Below are 16508 nucleotides of genomic sequence, written 5' to 3' on the forward strand. Positions count from 1 at the left end.
CCGATACGGTTCAATCGAGACCGACAAAGCCTTGAAAACAAACGTTTTCAAGGCTTTTTTATTTATCAACATAACTCAATATCACACGATTTAGATACCTAAATAAGTACCTAGATGATACAAAGCAAAAATTACAAAGTATCTCGAAATTGCTTGGCTATTTTTTAAATGCATCTCTAGATATTCAGTAAAATCTTTGGGGACTATGTTTTATTCTTATTCACCATCCTCTAAAACCACCCATCCACTGTCTAACCAGTCACAGAGTGTATCAAGCAAGAGTTCAAGTTCATCTTGATTTTCTGTTTTAGATGCCAGTTTATTCCATGAAATTGCATCACCATTCGCAATGCGGATTAATAGATTTGCTTCTGCTTCGTTCAGTTCATCAATCCATTCACCATTGACATAAACGCGTAACGGGTTCTCAGTATAAAGAATTTTAACATTTGCATCTTGTTGAACCCAACCACCCGCTTCTAGCACTTCCTGCACTTCATCAGGATAAAACTCGTTATCTTCTGTTAATTGTTCATAACGACGAGTACTAACGGCAGTAGCAACGCTATGCGTGAAGATTTCATCAAATTGCGTTGAATTTTGCAGTAAATCGATCAAGCGTGCTTTTAATGTACTAACCATTCGTGGATCAAGTAGTGCATTTGGTTGCACATTTGGCGATAAACGGAATGGGATTGCAAATTGTGAATTTGGAATGATTTCTCCTTGGTGTTCAATGGTTTTACATAGATTTTCGAGTAAATCTGTGGCATTTGGGAAACGTAAACCAAAAGAGAAGGTTAAGCAATCATCTTGTGCTACGCCATAATGAGAAAGACGTGAAGGTACATAAAGCACATCACCAGGTGCAAGCACCTCATCAAAAATCAATTCACCCATATCATCAAAAATACGGATCGGTTGGTTTGCTTTAAATTCAGTGCTTGGGTCACACCATTTGCCTAGCTGCCAACGACGATGACCGTAGCCTTGCACAAGGAAAACATCATATTCATCATAGTGTCTGCCAACAGAACCACCAGCTGGGGCATAAGAGACCATAATATCGTCACGTTGCCATTGTGGAATATAGCCAAATGCCTGCCATAAAGCGCCTAGCTCTGGCGACCACTGTTCAAGATTTTGCACTAACACAGACCACTGCTCAGGCAAATTTTCAAAATCTTTAGCTGATAAAGGACTACGTTTGAGCGACCATTTCTCACCTTCTGCCGTTTGATGTGTTTGGATCAAACGAGAAGTTACCTCTTCTTCCTGAGCCAATTCAATAATATCTTGTGGCTCAAATAGCCCCACAATTTGTGGTAACCCGTTACGGATCACAAGCGGTCGTTTTTGCCAATAATTTTGCAAAAAATCTTCAGAGGTAATATTTTCAGGTAAGCAGAACGGGATATTCATAGTCAGCTCCTTCTTTGGCATGATTTAAAGGCTTATTCTATCAATCCCCTTTCCTATTGCCAAATCAGAGAAGAGATGGATCCATAAATTTTGTTACCTAGATCACATTTTTGTGTAAATTTTAATGTATTTTTGGTTCTTTTTTGATTTAAGTTAAAAAAATGTGAAATAATCGCCGTCGCTCAAAATGTCAAATAAATTAAAGAAGGAAAATTTATGTCAGAAAAACTACAAAAAGAAGGTCGCATTCAGCGATTTTTAAAAGGAGTTGAGTGGCTAGGTAATCTACTGCCACATCCAATTATTCTCTTTATGATTATGTGCTGTATCTTAATCATCGTTTCAGCTATTTTGTCTTCTATGGGGGTGAGTGTTCAAGACCCTCGTCCTGCGGCTAAAGGCGCGATTGAAGTGCGAAATCTATTAAGTGCCGAAGGGGTTGCTTACATGGTAAGTAGTCTTGTGAAAAACTTTACTGGTTTTGCACCTTTAGGGACTGTACTTGTGGCAATGCTTGGTGTAGGTATTGCGGAAGCCTCAGGCATGATATCTGCAGCTCTTCGTGGGTTAGTGATTGGTGCACCTAAAAAATTAGTGACATTTACCGTTGTTTTAGCAGGGGTTTTATCAAATACAGCGGCAGAATTAGGTTATGTCGTCTTAATTCCATTAGCAGCAATGATTTTCCATGCGTTAGGTCGCCATCCATTAGCAGGACTTGCTGCTGCATTTGCAGGGGTTTCTGGTGGCTATAGTGCAAACTTATTATTAGGTACGGTTGACCCATTACTTTCAGGGATTACACAAGAAGCCGCTAAATTGATCGACCCAAACTATGTCGTTGGACCTGAAGCAAACTGGTACTTTATGTTTATTAGTACCTTCCTAGTCGCTGGTTTAGGTTATTTTGTTACAGAAAAAATCGTTGAACCACAATTAGGCAAATATAATGCCTCTGATGCCTCCGATACTTCTGTGCTTGAGAATAAAATTGAGAAACTTACTGCACAAGAGAAAAAAGGGCTTATGTGGGCCAGCTTTGCCATGTTAATTTTCTCAATTTTATTGGCTTGGTCAATCGTACCTGCCGATGGTATTTTACGTAATCCTAAAACAGGATTAGTCGCAGGTTCTCCATTCCTACATGGTATCGTGGTCTTTATCTTTATTTTCTTTGCAATTCCAGGCTATATCTACGGTCGAGTGGCTGGCACCATGAAAGGCAGTCAAGATGTGGTAAAAGCAATGTCAACCAGTATGGGTTCAATGGGAATGTATATTGTGCTTGTCTTCTTTGCTGCACAATTTGTTGCATTCTTTGGTTGGACAAACTTAGGATCTATCGTTGCGGTAAAAGGCGCTCAACTGTTAACAGATTTAGGATTAACAGGGCCATTACTCTTTGTGGGCTTTATTCTAATTTGTGCCTTTATCAACCTAATGATTTCATCTGCCTCTGCACAATGGGCATTAACCGCACCTATTTTTGTACCAATGCTAATGCTTGTCGGCTATGCGCCTGAAATCATTCAAACAGCCTATCGTATTGGAGATTCAACGACGAACATCATTACACCAATGATGAGCTATTTCGGTTTAATTATGGCAGTTGCGGTACGTTATAAGAAAGATACTGGCGTGGGAACATTGATGGCGATGATGATTCCATATTCATTCATCTTTATCGTCGGATGGACATTACTCTTCTTTGTTTGGGTATTTGTGTTAGGTTTACCGGTCGGTCCAGGTTCAAATACCTTCTATCCAGCGCCATAATTTCATGTCTATTTAAGAGCAAGGTAAAAAAACCTTGCTCTTTTTCTCGATAAATTTGCAAAAAATTCCCAACATCTCACCGCTTGTCAGCTATAATAGCCAACATTTTTGAATGAATTTTTAGGAAAAAGACAATGACAGCGAAATTTAACGTTAAAACTTTCCAAGGTATGATTTTAGCCCTACAAGATTACTGGGCAAGCCAAGGTTGTACTGTGGTTCAACCATTCGATATGGAAGTCGGTGCAGGAACATCTCACCCAATGACTTGTTTGCGTGCGCTTGGCCCTGAGCCGATGGCGTTTGCTTACGTTCAGCCTTCACGCCGTCCGACTGACGGTCGCTATGGCGAAAACCCGAACCGTTTACAACACTATTATCAGTTCCAAGTGGTAATCAAACCGTCACCAGATAATATTCAAGAACTCTATCTCGACAGCTTAAAAATGTTAGGCTTCGACCCAACGCAAAACGATATTCGTTTTGTGGAAGACAACTGGGAAAACCCAACACTAGGTGCGTGGGGCTTAGGTTGGGAAGTGTGGCTAAACGGTATGGAAGTGACCCAATTTACCTATTTCCAACAAGTGGGCGGCTTAGAGTGTAAACCAGTAACTGGCGAAATTACTTACGGCTTAGAGCGTTTAGCAATGTACATTCAAGGCGTGGATAGCGTGTACGATCTTGTTTGGTCTGACGGTCCGCTTGGCAAAACCACCTACGGCGATGTATTCCACCAAAATGAAGTGGAACAATCGACTTACAACTTTGAATATGCAAATACCGATTTCTTATTCTACTGTTTCGATCAATACGAAAAAGAAGCGCAAGAGTTATTAGCATTAGAAAAGCCGTTACCGTTACCAGCCTATGAGCGTATCTTAAAAGCAGCACACAGCTTTAACTTACTTGACGCTCGCAAAGCGATCTCTGTCACCGAACGCCAACGCTACATTTTACGCATTCGCACCTTAACCAAAGGCGTAGCGGAAGCCTACTATGCAAGTCGTGAAGCATTAGGGTTCCCGGGTTGTAAAAAATAAGGAAGGAGGGAGAAAATGAAACTTTGGTACTCAACAACTAGCTCGTTTGCTCGCAAAGCGGTGGCGACATTGAAATATCATCAACTGGAAAATCAAGTTGAGCTATTGCGTATTACCAACTCATTTGACCCCGACTCGCCACATAACAAAGATAATCCGTTAGGGCGTATTCCTGCGTTACAAATGGAAAACGGTGAATGGCTGTTTGGCAGTTTTCTAATCAGCCAGTATTTAGATGAAATGGGTTCACAACCAACGTTATTTCCAAAAGACGAAAAGCGTTGGCGTGTATTAAGTTTGCACGCATTGGTTGAAGGTATTTTAGAAAATACCACGCCAACTATTGTTACCGAACGCCGTTTTCGCCCAGAAAATGAGTGGTGGAAAGCACGTCATCAGCAGTTGATGGATCGAAATATTCGTAGCTTTAAACAACTTGAAGAGAAGCTGGCAGAATTTGGCGATGAATTAAATATCGGCACATTAACCGCCGTTTGCTTAATTGATTGGTGGCAGTTCCGCCCAGATAATACAGGCTATGATTTAGCAAAAGATTTCCCAAATCTGACCGCTTGGGCAGAAATGATGAATGAGAAATATCCTGTGTTGCAAGCCACTAAACCGACTTTATAACAAGGAATAATAATGAGCAAACCGATTTTATATTTCGCCCACTGGTGTCCTGATACTGCACCGTTTGTCGCTGAGTTACAACGTCTAGGTGTGGATTACGAAGCGGTGGATATTACCCAAAGTGGTGCAAATTTCAAACCATTTCTCAGATTGCGTGACCGTCACCCTGCGTTTGATAACGCCAAAGCCAATGGCTATATCGGCATTCCTGCGTTGGTGTTGGAAGGTGAGAGAGTGGTGTTGGATTTAGCTGAGTTACCCCTAGCACTGACGTACTAGGTTAAATATAGTGTTGTCGCTCTGCGACAAGTAAAATAGGTTATGGCAATTTTTAATTGTGCACGCACTGCGTGCATAATTGATTTGATGGATGAATAATAAAGTAAAGGAGTAAATCTAATGAAATACGCTTTTATTGATTATGAAAATGTAAATTCATTAGACGGTTTAAATTTACAAGAATATGACCGCACTTTTTTATTTATCGGTTCGGTAAATAACCAATTGCGTTTAACCGAAAAATTTAATGATGAAATAAACATTACCTTAATTACTGTAAAAGATATTTCAAAAAATAATGTAGATTTTCATCTTACTTATTATTTAGGCAAGTTAGATATAAGCACCGATAAAAATATTGAGTTTCATATTTTATCGAATGACAAAGGTTTTGATGGTATTTGCCAATTTATTCAACACCAACGAGAACCGAGAATTTGTTTTAGAAAAGCGATTAACCAAACTGAAGAAAAGATCGCTTTGCCGTTATTGCCTAGCCAAGTAACGAATGTCAATAATGCAGAAAAAGAAAAGATTATTCAGGTAGCTCAAGAATTTAAGTCATTTGTGGTAAAAATTGAAAAGCGTCATTTACCGGCAACAATAGAAAAACTAAAAAATCATATTCGTAGTCAAACCTGTCTGAGAGGCGTTGATAAAAAAGAAGCAGAAAAATTGCTCCCTAAAATTATTGAGCAATTAGCTCAGAAAAAGTTGATTAAGGTAAATGAAAATAAAGTGAGTTATCTTTGAGTTACCCCTAGCACTGACGTACTAGGTTAAGCATAGTATTGTTGCTCTGCGACAAGTAAAATAGGTTGCGGAGCAACCTCACTATGCGTAACCTCATACGTTAGTATGGGGGAAGTAACAAATGATATAATCTAGCAATAACTTTTACATAATTTAAGAAATTTCACAATTGCGGATTGCCTAATAAAAAATAAGTATGTTACTTAAAGATATATTTAAGAAATATTTTATCTTCTTTTTTAAGAAAAAATATGAAGAAAAAACAGAGACTATGAGTGAGTTTTCTACTTCACTTATGGAAGGGTTTAGATTGAAATATAACTACAAAGAGATAGTTAATAATTTCAATTTGAATTATGTTTTTGAGATTAAGAAAAATAGTGAATTAAATGAGATTGAAAGATCTTCTATTGTAAAATTCTTGAAGCAAGAAGATAACAAAAACATATTTATATGGGAGCATAACTTAGAAATTGAAGAAAATGGATATAGTCTATTCTTTATACAAAATAATGAGGTTATTGCTTATATTCAAGTTATAGAAGATAGCAATGATTTGGGTATGATTAACATTAATTATCTTTCAGTAAAAAAAGCATTAAGGCTACAAGGAGTTGCAACACATCTATTAGCTCAAACTATAGCTTTTTGTGATAGAACTTATCCCGCAAAAGATATTGCAGTTTGGATAGATATAGAAATCTCAGACTTTTTCTCTGACTTTGGTTTTAATCCATTTATAGGACAAATTGAAGAAGTTAATGGAAGACAGATAAGTCTTTTTACTTTTCGATGGGAATTTCGCGAATAAGGGATAATATAAATGATCTCAAATGTACAATTAAATATGGTTAAGCGTATAAATCCTAAAAATTTATCTTCTAAACAGAAAGAAAACTATAATTTTCACAAACAGGCTGCGGTTTTAGCTGATTATGGATTTAATTGTATTAAGTTAAGTGATGATTGGGAAGGTGCAGATTTTTTAGCTCATAGTAATGAAATTACTTTGAAAGTACAGCTAAAATCAAGAACTACAATAGCTAAAAAATATATCTCGAAAGATCTATATATGCTTTTCCCTTTAGATGAAAAAGATGTAAATTCTGACTGGTGTTTAATAAAACACGATATTTTGATGGAATTAATAGCTAATAAATTACCTTGGTTAAATACAACAAGTTGGATTAAAGATGGAATATATAACTCATCAAAAGCACCTAAAGGAATTTTACCTGAGTTACAAAAATATATTCTTAAAGGGCAAGATGCTTTAATTTTATAAGTTTATATTTAAGTATACCTTAGCACTGACGTACTAGGTTAAGCATAGTGTTGTCGCTCTGCGACAAACAAAATAGGTTGCGGAGCAACCGCACTATGCGTAACCCCATACGTTAGTATGGGGAATAGTGGAGAAAATAAAATGCAAATTTCTAAAAACAAAATTAATGCAACAGGTTTAATTTTAGTCGTTAAAATTAAAAATGCTTTAGAATTATCCAAAAATGATAGCCTTAATTTTACATTGCAAAATTTTGATGACACTAACTTAAAATCGAGAACATTAGGAAATTGGATCTTAGCGAAAGAGAAAGCAGATAAAATTCAATATATTATCGGCGTAAATACAGGCGGAGAGAATTTGGTTGTATCTGCCTACAAAGTTACTCACTATGAAAGGTTTCAAATAAAGAATGGTAGATGGAGATATCGTTTCCATTCTATCTCTAATAGTGATTCATTGTTAAAAGAGTTAGGAATATATCAAAAGAAAATCTATGATTTGAACTTTGGTCACGGCGCCGAAAAAACTTACATTGAAAATTAGGTATTATAAATATCAAAATGGTCATTCACTCATACGGAAAACTTACTTTTGGTGTTGATGATACATATGAATATAGAATATGGAATCGTCATATATTTAATCCAGAGAATTATGGATTTATTCTATCTCAACACCGTAGTAAAATTGATAGTTTTTTCTGCTTTTATGCCGTATTAAATGATCAACTTTATCTTAGACATTTGATTATTGATTCAGAGAATTATCCAACTCTTAATAATGTGGTAGCTAAAGAGTCTTTCTTAATACATCAATATGATTGGATAGGCTTAGATATTGGCGACCAGTGTGGGTATTTTAATTTGAATCTCAAACTAGATTTTACAGGAACAATAGATGTATCTGACGAGCTATCTATTGAACCGAAGTATGAATTATTCTTTAAAAATGGAATATTCCAGAAAAAGAAAAAATATAAAATAAATTTATATCCTTTAAACTTAAAGAATTTAAAAAATTTTTTAATAAGACAGCTTTAATGAGAAAAGAAAAAATGACAACACAAAACTTCCTCGCCGAGATCGGCACAGAAGAGCTGCCACCGAAGGCACTCAAAAAATTAGCGACCGCGTTTGCGGAGAATGTTGAAGCGGAATTAAACCAAGCGGGTTTGAGCTTTGACAAAGTGGAATGGTTTGCGGCACCACGCCGTTTAGCGGTGAAAGTATTGGGGCTTGCGACTAGTCAGCCAAGCAAAGAAGTGGAAAAACGTGGTCCGGCGGTGTCGGCAGCGTTTGATGCGGAAGGTAAACCGACCAAAGCAGCGGAAGGCTGGGCGAAAGGCTGTGGCATTACCGTTGAGCAGGCGGAGCGTATTGCTACCGATAAAGGCGAATGGCTGGTTCACCGTGCGGTGATTGAAGGTCAGCCGACCAAAAACTTGTTAGTTGGTATGATTAGCAATGCGTTGGCGAAATTGCCTATCCCAAAAACAATGCGTTGGGGCGATAAAACCGAGCAGTTCGTGCGTCCTGTTCACACGGTGACCTTATTGTTGGGCGATGAGCTGATCGAAGGCGAAATTTTAGGTATTGCAAGCGGTAAGACTATTCGTGGTCACCGTTTCTTAGGCGAGCGTGAGTTCCAAATCAGCCACGCGGATCAATACCCTGCGTTGTTGAAAGAAAAAGGCTCAGTGGTTGCGGACTTCAATGAGCGTAAAGCGTTAATTCTTGCAAAAGCCCAAGAAAAAGCGACCGCTTTAGGTGGCGTGGCGGATATTGAAGAAGACTTGTTAGACGAAGTGACGTCTTTGGTGGAATATCCGAACGTGTTGGCAGCGAAATTTGAAGAGCGTTTCCTTGCCGTGCCTGCGGAAGCCTTGGTTTACACAATGAAAGGCGACCAAAAATACTTCCCGATTTACGATAAAGAGGGCAAATTGTTACCGCACTTTATCTTTGTGTCGAACATCAATCCTGAAGATCCAAGCAAAATCATCGAAGGGAACGAAAAAGTGGTGCGTCCACGTTTGACCGATGCGGAATTCTTCTTCAAAACCGACTTAAAACAGCGTTTGGAAGATCAGTTACCACGTTTAGAAACAGTGTTGTTCCAACAACAACTTGGAACGTTGCGTGACAAAACCGCTCGCATTGAACAGCTTGCAGGCGAAATTGCAAAACAAATTGGTGCCGATGAAACCAAAGCGAAACGTGCAGGCTTGTTGTCGAAATGTGACTTAATGACTAATATGGTGTTTGAATTTACCGATACGCAAGGCGTAATGGGTATGCACTATGCTCGTCACGATGGCGAAGATGAAGAAGTGGCGGTGGCGTTGAACGAGCAATATATGCCACGTTTTGCAGGCGATGAGTTGCCGAAATCGTTGGTGGCAAGTTCTGTTGCGTTAGCGGATAAATTCGATACGCTCACGGGTATTTTTGGTATCGGTCAAGCGCCAAAAGGCAGTGCCGATCCATTCGCTTTACGCCGTGCAGCACTTGGTGCGTTACGCATTATTGTAGAGAAAAACTTACCGCTTGATCTGAGCGATTTAGTGGCAACTTCAGCGAAATTGTTTGGCGACAAGCTCACCAACAGCAATGTTGTAGAAGAGGTGGTGGACTTTATGCTCGGTCGTTTCCGTGCGTGGTATCAAGATGAAGGCATTGCGGTGGACGTTATCCAAGCGGTTCTTGCTCGCCGTCCAACTCGACCGGCAGACTTTGATGCCCGCGTGCGTGCAGTGTCGCATTTCCGTACCTTAGACAGTGCAGAAGCATTGGCGGCAGCGAATAAGCGTGTGAGTAACATTCTTGCCAAAGCTGATGTGGCAATTGGTGCAATCGATCTTACCGCTTGTGTTGAACCTGCGGAAAAAGCGTTGGCGGAAGCGGTGATTGCACTCGAAAAAGAAGTGCAACCGTTGATCGCTCAAGGCGACTACACGGCAGTTCTCGACAAATTGGCGAGTTTACGCCAACCTGTCGATAGCTTCTTCGACAACGTGATGGTGAATGCGGAAGATCAAAAACTACGTCAAAACCGTTTAGCGATTTTAAATACGCTACAAAACTTATTCTTACAAGTAGCGGATATTTCGTTGTTACAATAAAACAAGACAATCAGACCGCTTGTACAAGCGGTCTTTTTTCAATAAAAATTTGCAAACACAAAGAGGTAAAAAATGTCAGTCAAAAGCGAAGTGTTATTCAGTAATCAGTGGGACGTACGTATCAGCGATCCAGGGTTAGAAGGGGCAATGAGCCATTATTTTGAAACCGTTTATTTGAACCTAACCGCTCACATTGATGCGAACAAAGTCAGCTACGAATTTACCCGTAAAGTTGAAAATGAAGTGCAAACCCATTGTATTTTCCACGATGTTGATGAGCTGTTTAAATTCTTAGCGGAATATCTTGGGCCTGTTGCACTAGGTAATATTGGTGTCAAAATCGGTAAATTAGGCTTAGCGTAATTGTCTATGACCCATCCCCTTTACCACCAAACTCAACCGTATTGGGACTTTCTTCGCATTGAAAAGCAAGCAAGCCCTCATACGCTCAGCAATTATCAACGTCAGCTACAAGCGGTCTGCGAAATGTTACAGCAAGCAGAAGTCACTCGTTGGCAAGAGCTTGATGCATCGACAGTACGTTGGATTTTGTCACAAAGCCATAAACAAGGGCTAAGTGCAAAAAGTATTGGTTTGCGGTTGGTGGCACTACGTCAGTTTTTGGCGTTTTTGGTGAAACAAGGGGAATTAAAGGTAAATCCAACCTTAGGCATAAAATCGCCTAAAGCCAATAAGCACCTTCCTAAAAATATTGATGCTGAGCAGATCGGACAGTTGCTAAATATAGACAGTAACGAACCGCTTGATCTGCGAGATGTGGCAATGATGGAATTGATGTACAGCTCTGGACTACGCTTGTCTGAATTACAAGGGCTAGATTTAGGCGATATGGATTTATCTAACCGTGAAGTGAGATTACTTGGTAAAGGAAACAAAGAACGTATTGTGCCGATTGGTTCTAAAGCTTTAGATGCGATTGAACATTGGCTTGCAGTACGTGAGCAGTTTCAACCAAAAGACAATGCTGTTTTTCTTAATCAGCGAGGTGGGCGACTTTCCCACCGCTCTATTCAGTTAGTAATGAAAAAATGGGGGCAAAAGCAAGCTCTAGATACTCACCTTCATCCCCATAAATTACGCCACTCTTTCGCCACGCATATGCTAGAAGCAAGCCAAGACTTGCGAGCAGTGCAAGAACTGCTTGGACATAGCAGCCTTTCAACAACTCAAATTTATACTCACCTTGATTTCCAACATCTTGCGAAAATTTATGATTCTGCTCACCCAAGAGCAAGAAGAAAGAAATAAGCGATAAGTTATAACTTATCCGCATGATGAATGAGAACAAAACGTTCCCATAGCTGTTCGTTGGTTTCAATATGCTCAGGATCGGTAATAATGCAATTATTAATCGGGCAGACTTTCTGACAGGTTGGCGTTTCATAATGCCCTACACATTCCGTACACAAATCAGGGTCGATGACATAAATCTCATCACCCATAGAGATGGCCTGGTTTGGACATTCCGGTTCGCACATATCACAATTAGTGCATTTGTGAGTAATCAATAACGCCATAGTTCTTATACATTCCTAAATCATTTGGATCGACGATTATACAGAATGAGCTAAAAGTAGAAAGTCTTTATACATAATTTTGCAAATTTTTGTGTAAATCTGACCGCTTGACTATACATTTTTAAATGACAAAAAGTCATATTTCGCCTATCATTCTGCCATTAATCCGAGGACGAACTTATGACCGATTTTGCTTATCTTCAACAGAAACGTAAACAGCTCAAACTGAAAGTCAATGATGTATGTGAACAAGCCAATGTAACAAGGGCTTATTTCAATCAATTAGTGACGGGAAAGATCAAAAATCCAAGTGCCACAAAATTGAATGCACTACATAAAGTGTTGAATATCGTTGAAGAAAATAATCAACGTGTTGGCGTGATTTTCGGGAAGTTTTACCCTGTGCATACGGGTCATATTAATATGATCTACGAAGCATTCAGTAAAGTTGATATGCTACATGTGATCGTCTGTACCGATACGGAACGTGATTTACAGCTGTTTCGTGACAGTAAAATGAAGCGTATGCCGACGAATGAAGATCGTCTGCGTTGGATGCAACAGATCTTTAAATATCAACAAAAGCAGATCTTTATTCACCACTTAGTAGAAGATGGAATCCCAAGTTATCCAAATGGCTGGGAAGGCTGGGCAACTCGAGTGAAAGAGCTGTTTGCCGAAAAGCATATTCAGCCAACATTAGTCTTTAGTAGTGAGATTCAAGATAAAGAACCTTACGAGAAATACTTAAATTTGGAAGTGCATTTAGTCGATCCTGAGCGTAATTCCTTTAATGTTTCCGCCACTAAAATTCGCAATAATCCATTCCAATACTGGCGTTTTATTCCAAAAGAGGTGCGTCCATTCTTTGTGAAAACTATCGCTATTTTAGGTGGTGAAAGTAGCGGTAAGAGTGTATTGGTGAGTAAATTAGCCAATGTGTTTAATACCACGTCAGCGTGGGAATACGGTCGAGAGTTTGTCTTTGAACAGCTAGGCGGTGATGAACAGGCGATGCAATATTCAGACTATCCACAAATGGCATTAGGTCATAAACGTTATGTGGATTATGCGATGAAACATGCACATAAAGTGGCGATTATTGATACCGATTACATCACCACGCAAGCATTCTGTATTCAGTATGAAGGCAAGCCACATCCATTCTTAGATTCGATGATCAAAGAATACCCTTTTGATGTGACGATTTTGCTCTCAAACAATACAAAATGGGTCGATGACGGCTTACGCAGTTTAGGTTCACAGAAACAGCGCCAACGTTTCCAACAGTTACTCAAAAAACTGTTAGAAAAATATAATGTGCCTTATATTGAAATTGAATCACCAAGTTATTTAGATCGCTACAATCAAACCAAAGCAGTGGTTGAAGCGATTTTAAATGAAGAGCTAGATTTAACACACGAGAAAAACGAATGATACTTTTTGCGGGCGATCCACACGGGAGCTACGCCCACCTTTATCCCTTTGTACAGTCACAAGAGAATGTTGCTCTAGTGATTTTAGGGGATCTACAACTCACCACCACCGCAGAGTTGGATAAACTAGCCCAACACTGCGATATTTGGTTTATCCATGGCAACCACGATAGCAAAACTGTCGCGGCGTTTGATGCTATCTGGGGAAGTGAGTGGAAAGAACGTAACATTCATGGAAGAGTGGTGAATATTCAAGGAAAACGAATTGCAGGCTTAGGCGGTGTTTTTCGCGGACATATCTGGATGCCGCCACATCGCCCTATGTTCTTTGATCCTATCCATTATTGCCAATATAGCCCACAAGAACGTATCTGGCGTGGTGGAGTGCCACTGCGCCACCGCTCATCAATTTTTCCGTCAGATGTTGAAGGCTTAGAAACGCAAAAAGCAGATATTTTGATTACTCACGAAGCCCCAAGACCACACCCACAAGGTTTTGCAGTCATTAATCAACTGGCACGTAAAATGGGAGTAAGAAAAATATTTCATGGTCACCACCATGATAATTTTGATTATCGCCCGATCAACCGAAATAAAGCCTGTGAGATTTTTAATATTGGTTTTAGAAGCCTTGCAGACATTAATGGAAACTATTTGCTAGTTGGCGTGGATGATCGTGATAAGTAACAACCTGACAAGCGGTCAGTTTGTATCAACATTTTGCAAATCTTAATATAGCCAGCCGTTGCTGGTTGTGATCTCATCGTAAATCGGGGAAAATACCCGCCATTTTTGAAACAGAAAACGAGAATAGAATGTCATTAAATAACTACCCTCAAGAAGTCAATAAACGCCGAACTTTTGCGATTATTTCTCACCCCGATGCGGGTAAAACGACCATCACCGAAAAGGTGTTGCTTTACGGAAACGCTATTCAAACCGCCGGTTCGGTGAAAGGCAAAGGCTCACAAGCTCACGCGAAATCCGACTGGATGGAGATGGAAAAACAACGTGGGATTTCGATTACCACCTCCGTAATGCAGTTCCCTTACAACGATTGCTTGGTGAATCTCCTTGACACCCCAGGACACGAAGACTTCTCGGAAGATACCTATCGTACCTTAACGGCGGTGGATAGCTGTTTGATGGTGATCGACAGTGCTAAAGGGGTTGAGGAACGTACCATTAAATTGATGGAAGTCACCCGCTTGCGTGATACGCCGATTTTAACCTTTATGAACAAGCTCGACCGTGATATTCGAGATCCGATGGAACTGTTAGACGAAGTCGAGAACGTGTTGAAGATCAACTGTGCGCCGATCACGTGGCCGATAGGTTGCGGTAAATTGTTCAAAGGGGTGTATCATCTCTATAAAGACGAAACCTATCTCTACCAAACAGGGCAAGGACATACCATTCAGGAAGTACGTATTGTCAAAGGGCTAAATAATCCAGAGTTAGACCAAGCCGTAGGCGATGATTTGGCTCAGCAACTGCGTGACGAATTAGAACTTGTACAAGGGGCAAGCCACGAATTTGAACTGGACGCTTTCTTAAACGGCGAATTAACCCCTGTTTTCTTCGGTACGGCATTGGGTAACTTTGGGGTCGATCACTTCTTAGATGGCTTAACCGAATGGGCGCCAGCTCCACAAGCCCGTGAAGCTGATTTACGCAAAGTTGATGCGAGCGAAGAAAAATTCAGTGGTTTTGTATTCAAAATCCAAGCGAATATGGATCCAAAACACCGCGACCGTGTTGCCTTTATGCGTGTGGTATCGGGCAAATATGAGAAAGGAATGAAGCTCAAGCACGTTCGTATCGGTAAAGATGTGATCATTTCCGATGCCTTGACCTTTATGGCTGGCGACCGCTCCCACGCTGAAGAAGCCTATGCAGGTGATATTATAGGTTTACATAATCACGGCACGATCCAAATCGGCGATACCTTTACCCAAGGGGAAAACTTGAAATTTACCGGTATTCCGAACTTCGCCCCTGAATTGTTCCGCCGTATCCGCCTCAAAGATCCGCTCAAGCAGAAACAGTTGCTTAAGGGCTTGGTGCAACTGTCGGAGGAAGGTGCGGTGCAAGTGTTCCGCCCATTGATGAATAACGACTTAATCGTTGGTGCAGTCGGTGTACTTCAGTTTGATGTGGTGGTTTCACGCCTGAAAACCGAATATAACGTCGAAGCGATCTATGAAACCGTCAATGTGGCGACAGCCCGTTGGGTGGAATGCAAAGATGCGAAAAAGTTTGAAGAATTTAAACGCAAAAACGAGCAGAATTTAGCCTTAGACGGTGGCGATAACTTAACCTATATTGCTCCGACAATGGTAAATCTCAACTTGGCTCAAGAGCGTTATCCTGATGTGGAGTTCTTTAAAACGAGAGAACATTAAAAAAAATCGTAGGGGCGGACACGCCGGTCCGCCCCTACAATTAAATTCATATTCAAATCAAAAGATTACATTATGAGCGAACAAATCTACGGTATTCACGCCGTTAAATCCTTTTTAGATGTCGCACCCGAACGATTAATCGAAGTGTTTGTACTAAAAGGTCGTGAAGATAAACGATTAACCCCATTACTCAACGAATTACAACGTTTAGGCATTCAAGTTCAACAGGTCAACCGCCAAGCCCTTGATAACAAAGCTCAAGGCGAAGTACATCAAGGGATTATCGCCAAAGTCATTCCAGCTAAAGAGTTAAATGAAGGCGATCTTGACCAAATTTTAGATCGCAAAGCAAATCCGTTCTTATTGATCTTAGACGGTGTGACCGATCCCCATAACTTAGGGGCTTGTTTGCGTACTGCCGATGCGGCAGGGGTTGATGCAGTGATTGTGCCAAAAGACAAATCAGCACAGCTCACCTCAACGGCTCGCAAAGTGGCTTGTGGTGCAGCGGAAACCGTGCCACTTATTCGCGTAACCAATCTTGCTCGTACTATGCGTGAGTTACAGGAACGCAATATTTGGATCGTCGGCACAGCAGGTGAAGCGACAAAAAGCCTGTATCAAGTGAAATTAACTGGATCGATTGCGTTAGTGATGGGGGCAGAAGGGGACGGAATGCGTCGTCTTACTCGTGAACATTGTGATCAACTGGTGAGTATTCCAATGGCAGGATCGGTATCGTCGTTAAATGTATCCGTGGCAACAGGGGTTTGTCTGTTTGAGATTGTGAGACAAAAACTCGCCTAGAATATCC

General features: G+C 40.3%; 18 protein-coding genes. 16 read left to right on the forward strand and 2 right to left on the reverse strand.

Translation table 11 applies throughout. The features are described 5' to 3' along the window. Positions 1 to 216 precede the first annotated feature (216 nt). Positions 217 to 1422 carry a ribosomal protein uL16 3-hydroxylase gene (locus tag EXH44_RS03960; protein WP_162856367.1) on the reverse strand — a complete coding sequence of 402 codons (1206 nt, stop codon included), beginning with the start codon at positions 1420 to 1422 and terminating at the stop codon, positions 217 to 219. Between the two features lie 216 nt (positions 1423 to 1638). Between EXH44_RS03960 and EXH44_RS03965 the strand changes: the two genes are divergently transcribed. The 12 genes from EXH44_RS03965 (at position 1639) to xerC (ending at position 11584) form a co-directional block, all read left to right on the forward strand. After that, a complete protein-coding gene (locus EXH44_RS03965) occupies positions 1639 to 3198 on the forward strand; it encodes an AbgT family transporter (RefSeq protein ID WP_162856368.1) in 1560 nt (519 codons plus the stop codon). 134 nt (positions 3199 to 3332) lie between these two features. Continuing rightward, positions 3333 to 4241 (forward strand): glycine--tRNA ligase subunit alpha, encoded by a 909-nt coding sequence (glyQ, locus tag EXH44_RS03970; RefSeq protein ID WP_162856369.1) that lies wholly within the window; start codon positions 3333 to 3335, stop codon positions 4239 to 4241. Positions 4242 to 4256: 15 nt separating this feature from the next. Beyond that, positions 4257 to 4874: a glutathione S-transferase family protein gene (locus tag EXH44_RS03975; RefSeq protein ID WP_162856370.1), complete on the forward strand. Its 618-nt coding sequence runs from the start codon at positions 4257 to 4259 to the stop codon at positions 4872 to 4874. Between the two features lie 12 nt (positions 4875 to 4886). After that, on the forward strand, positions 4887 to 5153 hold the full coding sequence (locus EXH44_RS03980; RefSeq protein WP_162856371.1) for a hypothetical protein: 267 nt from the start codon (positions 4887 to 4889) through the stop codon (positions 5151 to 5153). A 120-nt stretch (positions 5154 to 5273) separates the two neighbouring features. After that, on the forward strand, positions 5274 to 5906 hold the full coding sequence (locus tag EXH44_RS03985) for a PIN domain-containing protein (protein ID WP_162856372.1): 633 nt from the start codon (positions 5274 to 5276) through the stop codon (positions 5904 to 5906). A gap of 196 nt (positions 5907 to 6102) precedes the next feature. Continuing rightward, positions 6103 to 6717, forward strand: coding sequence for a GNAT family N-acetyltransferase (locus EXH44_RS03990; protein WP_162856373.1), 615 nt, complete (start codon positions 6103 to 6105; stop codon positions 6715 to 6717). Between the two features lie 12 nt (positions 6718 to 6729). After that, a complete protein-coding gene (locus EXH44_RS03995) occupies positions 6730 to 7191 on the forward strand; it encodes a hypothetical protein (RefSeq protein WP_208717167.1) in 462 nt (153 codons plus the stop codon). A 141-nt stretch (positions 7192 to 7332) separates the two neighbouring features. Next, the gene (locus tag EXH44_RS04000) at positions 7333 to 7737 is read left to right on the forward strand and encodes a hypothetical protein (RefSeq protein WP_162856374.1); all 405 of its coding nucleotides are present in this window, start codon (positions 7333 to 7335) and stop codon (positions 7735 to 7737) included. Between the two features lie 17 nt (positions 7738 to 7754). After that, a complete protein-coding gene (locus EXH44_RS04005) occupies positions 7755 to 8234 on the forward strand; it encodes a hypothetical protein (protein ID WP_162856375.1) in 480 nt (159 codons plus the stop codon). A gap of 14 nt (positions 8235 to 8248) precedes the next feature. Next, positions 8249 to 10315: a glycine--tRNA ligase subunit beta gene (gene glyS, locus EXH44_RS04010; protein ID WP_162856376.1), complete on the forward strand. Its 2067-nt coding sequence runs from the start codon at positions 8249 to 8251 to the stop codon at positions 10313 to 10315. 72 nt (positions 10316 to 10387) lie between these two features. Then, on the forward strand, positions 10388 to 10678 hold the full coding sequence (locus EXH44_RS04015; RefSeq protein ID WP_162856377.1) for a DUF5377 domain-containing protein: 291 nt from the start codon (positions 10388 to 10390) through the stop codon (positions 10676 to 10678). A gap of 6 nt (positions 10679 to 10684) precedes the next feature. Beyond that, positions 10685 to 11584 (forward strand): tyrosine recombinase XerC, encoded by a 900-nt coding sequence (gene xerC, locus EXH44_RS04020; RefSeq protein ID WP_162856378.1) that lies wholly within the window; start codon positions 10685 to 10687, stop codon positions 11582 to 11584. Positions 11585 to 11592: 8 nt separating this feature from the next. Here the strand turns inward: xerC and EXH44_RS04025 are convergent, their stop codons facing one another. Then, complete coding sequence (locus tag EXH44_RS04025; protein ID WP_111749894.1) at positions 11593 to 11853, reverse strand: YfhL family 4Fe-4S dicluster ferredoxin; 261 nt, start codon at positions 11851 to 11853, stop codon at positions 11593 to 11595. Between the two features lie 180 nt (positions 11854 to 12033). On the opposite strand from EXH44_RS04025, the gene nadR reads away from it, so the two are divergent. From nadR to rlmB, 4 genes are all read left to right on the forward strand, one after another. Then, on the forward strand, positions 12034 to 13290 hold the full coding sequence (gene nadR, locus EXH44_RS04030; RefSeq protein WP_162856379.1) for a multifunctional transcriptional regulator/nicotinamide-nucleotide adenylyltransferase/ribosylnicotinamide kinase NadR: 1257 nt from the start codon (positions 12034 to 12036) through the stop codon (positions 13288 to 13290). Next, complete coding sequence (locus tag EXH44_RS04035) at positions 13287 to 13976, forward strand: metallophosphoesterase family protein (RefSeq protein ID WP_162856380.1); 690 nt, start codon at positions 13287 to 13289, stop codon at positions 13974 to 13976. Before nadR ends, EXH44_RS04035 begins: the two co-directional genes overlap by 4 nt. A gap of 128 nt (positions 13977 to 14104) precedes the next feature. After that, entirely contained in the window at positions 14105 to 15694 is a 1590-nt protein-coding gene (gene prfC, locus EXH44_RS04040) for a peptide chain release factor 3 (protein ID WP_162856381.1), read from the forward strand. 72 nt (positions 15695 to 15766) lie between these two features. Beyond that, on the forward strand, positions 15767 to 16501 hold the full coding sequence (rlmB, locus tag EXH44_RS04045) for a 23S rRNA (guanosine(2251)-2'-O)-methyltransferase RlmB (protein ID WP_162856382.1): 735 nt from the start codon (positions 15767 to 15769) through the stop codon (positions 16499 to 16501). The last annotated feature ends 7 nt before the right edge of the window (positions 16502 to 16508 follow it).

Source organism: Actinobacillus indolicus (assembly GCF_004519515.1).
Classification (GTDB): domain Bacteria; phylum Pseudomonadota; class Gammaproteobacteria; order Enterobacterales; family Pasteurellaceae; genus Glaesserella; species Glaesserella indolica_A.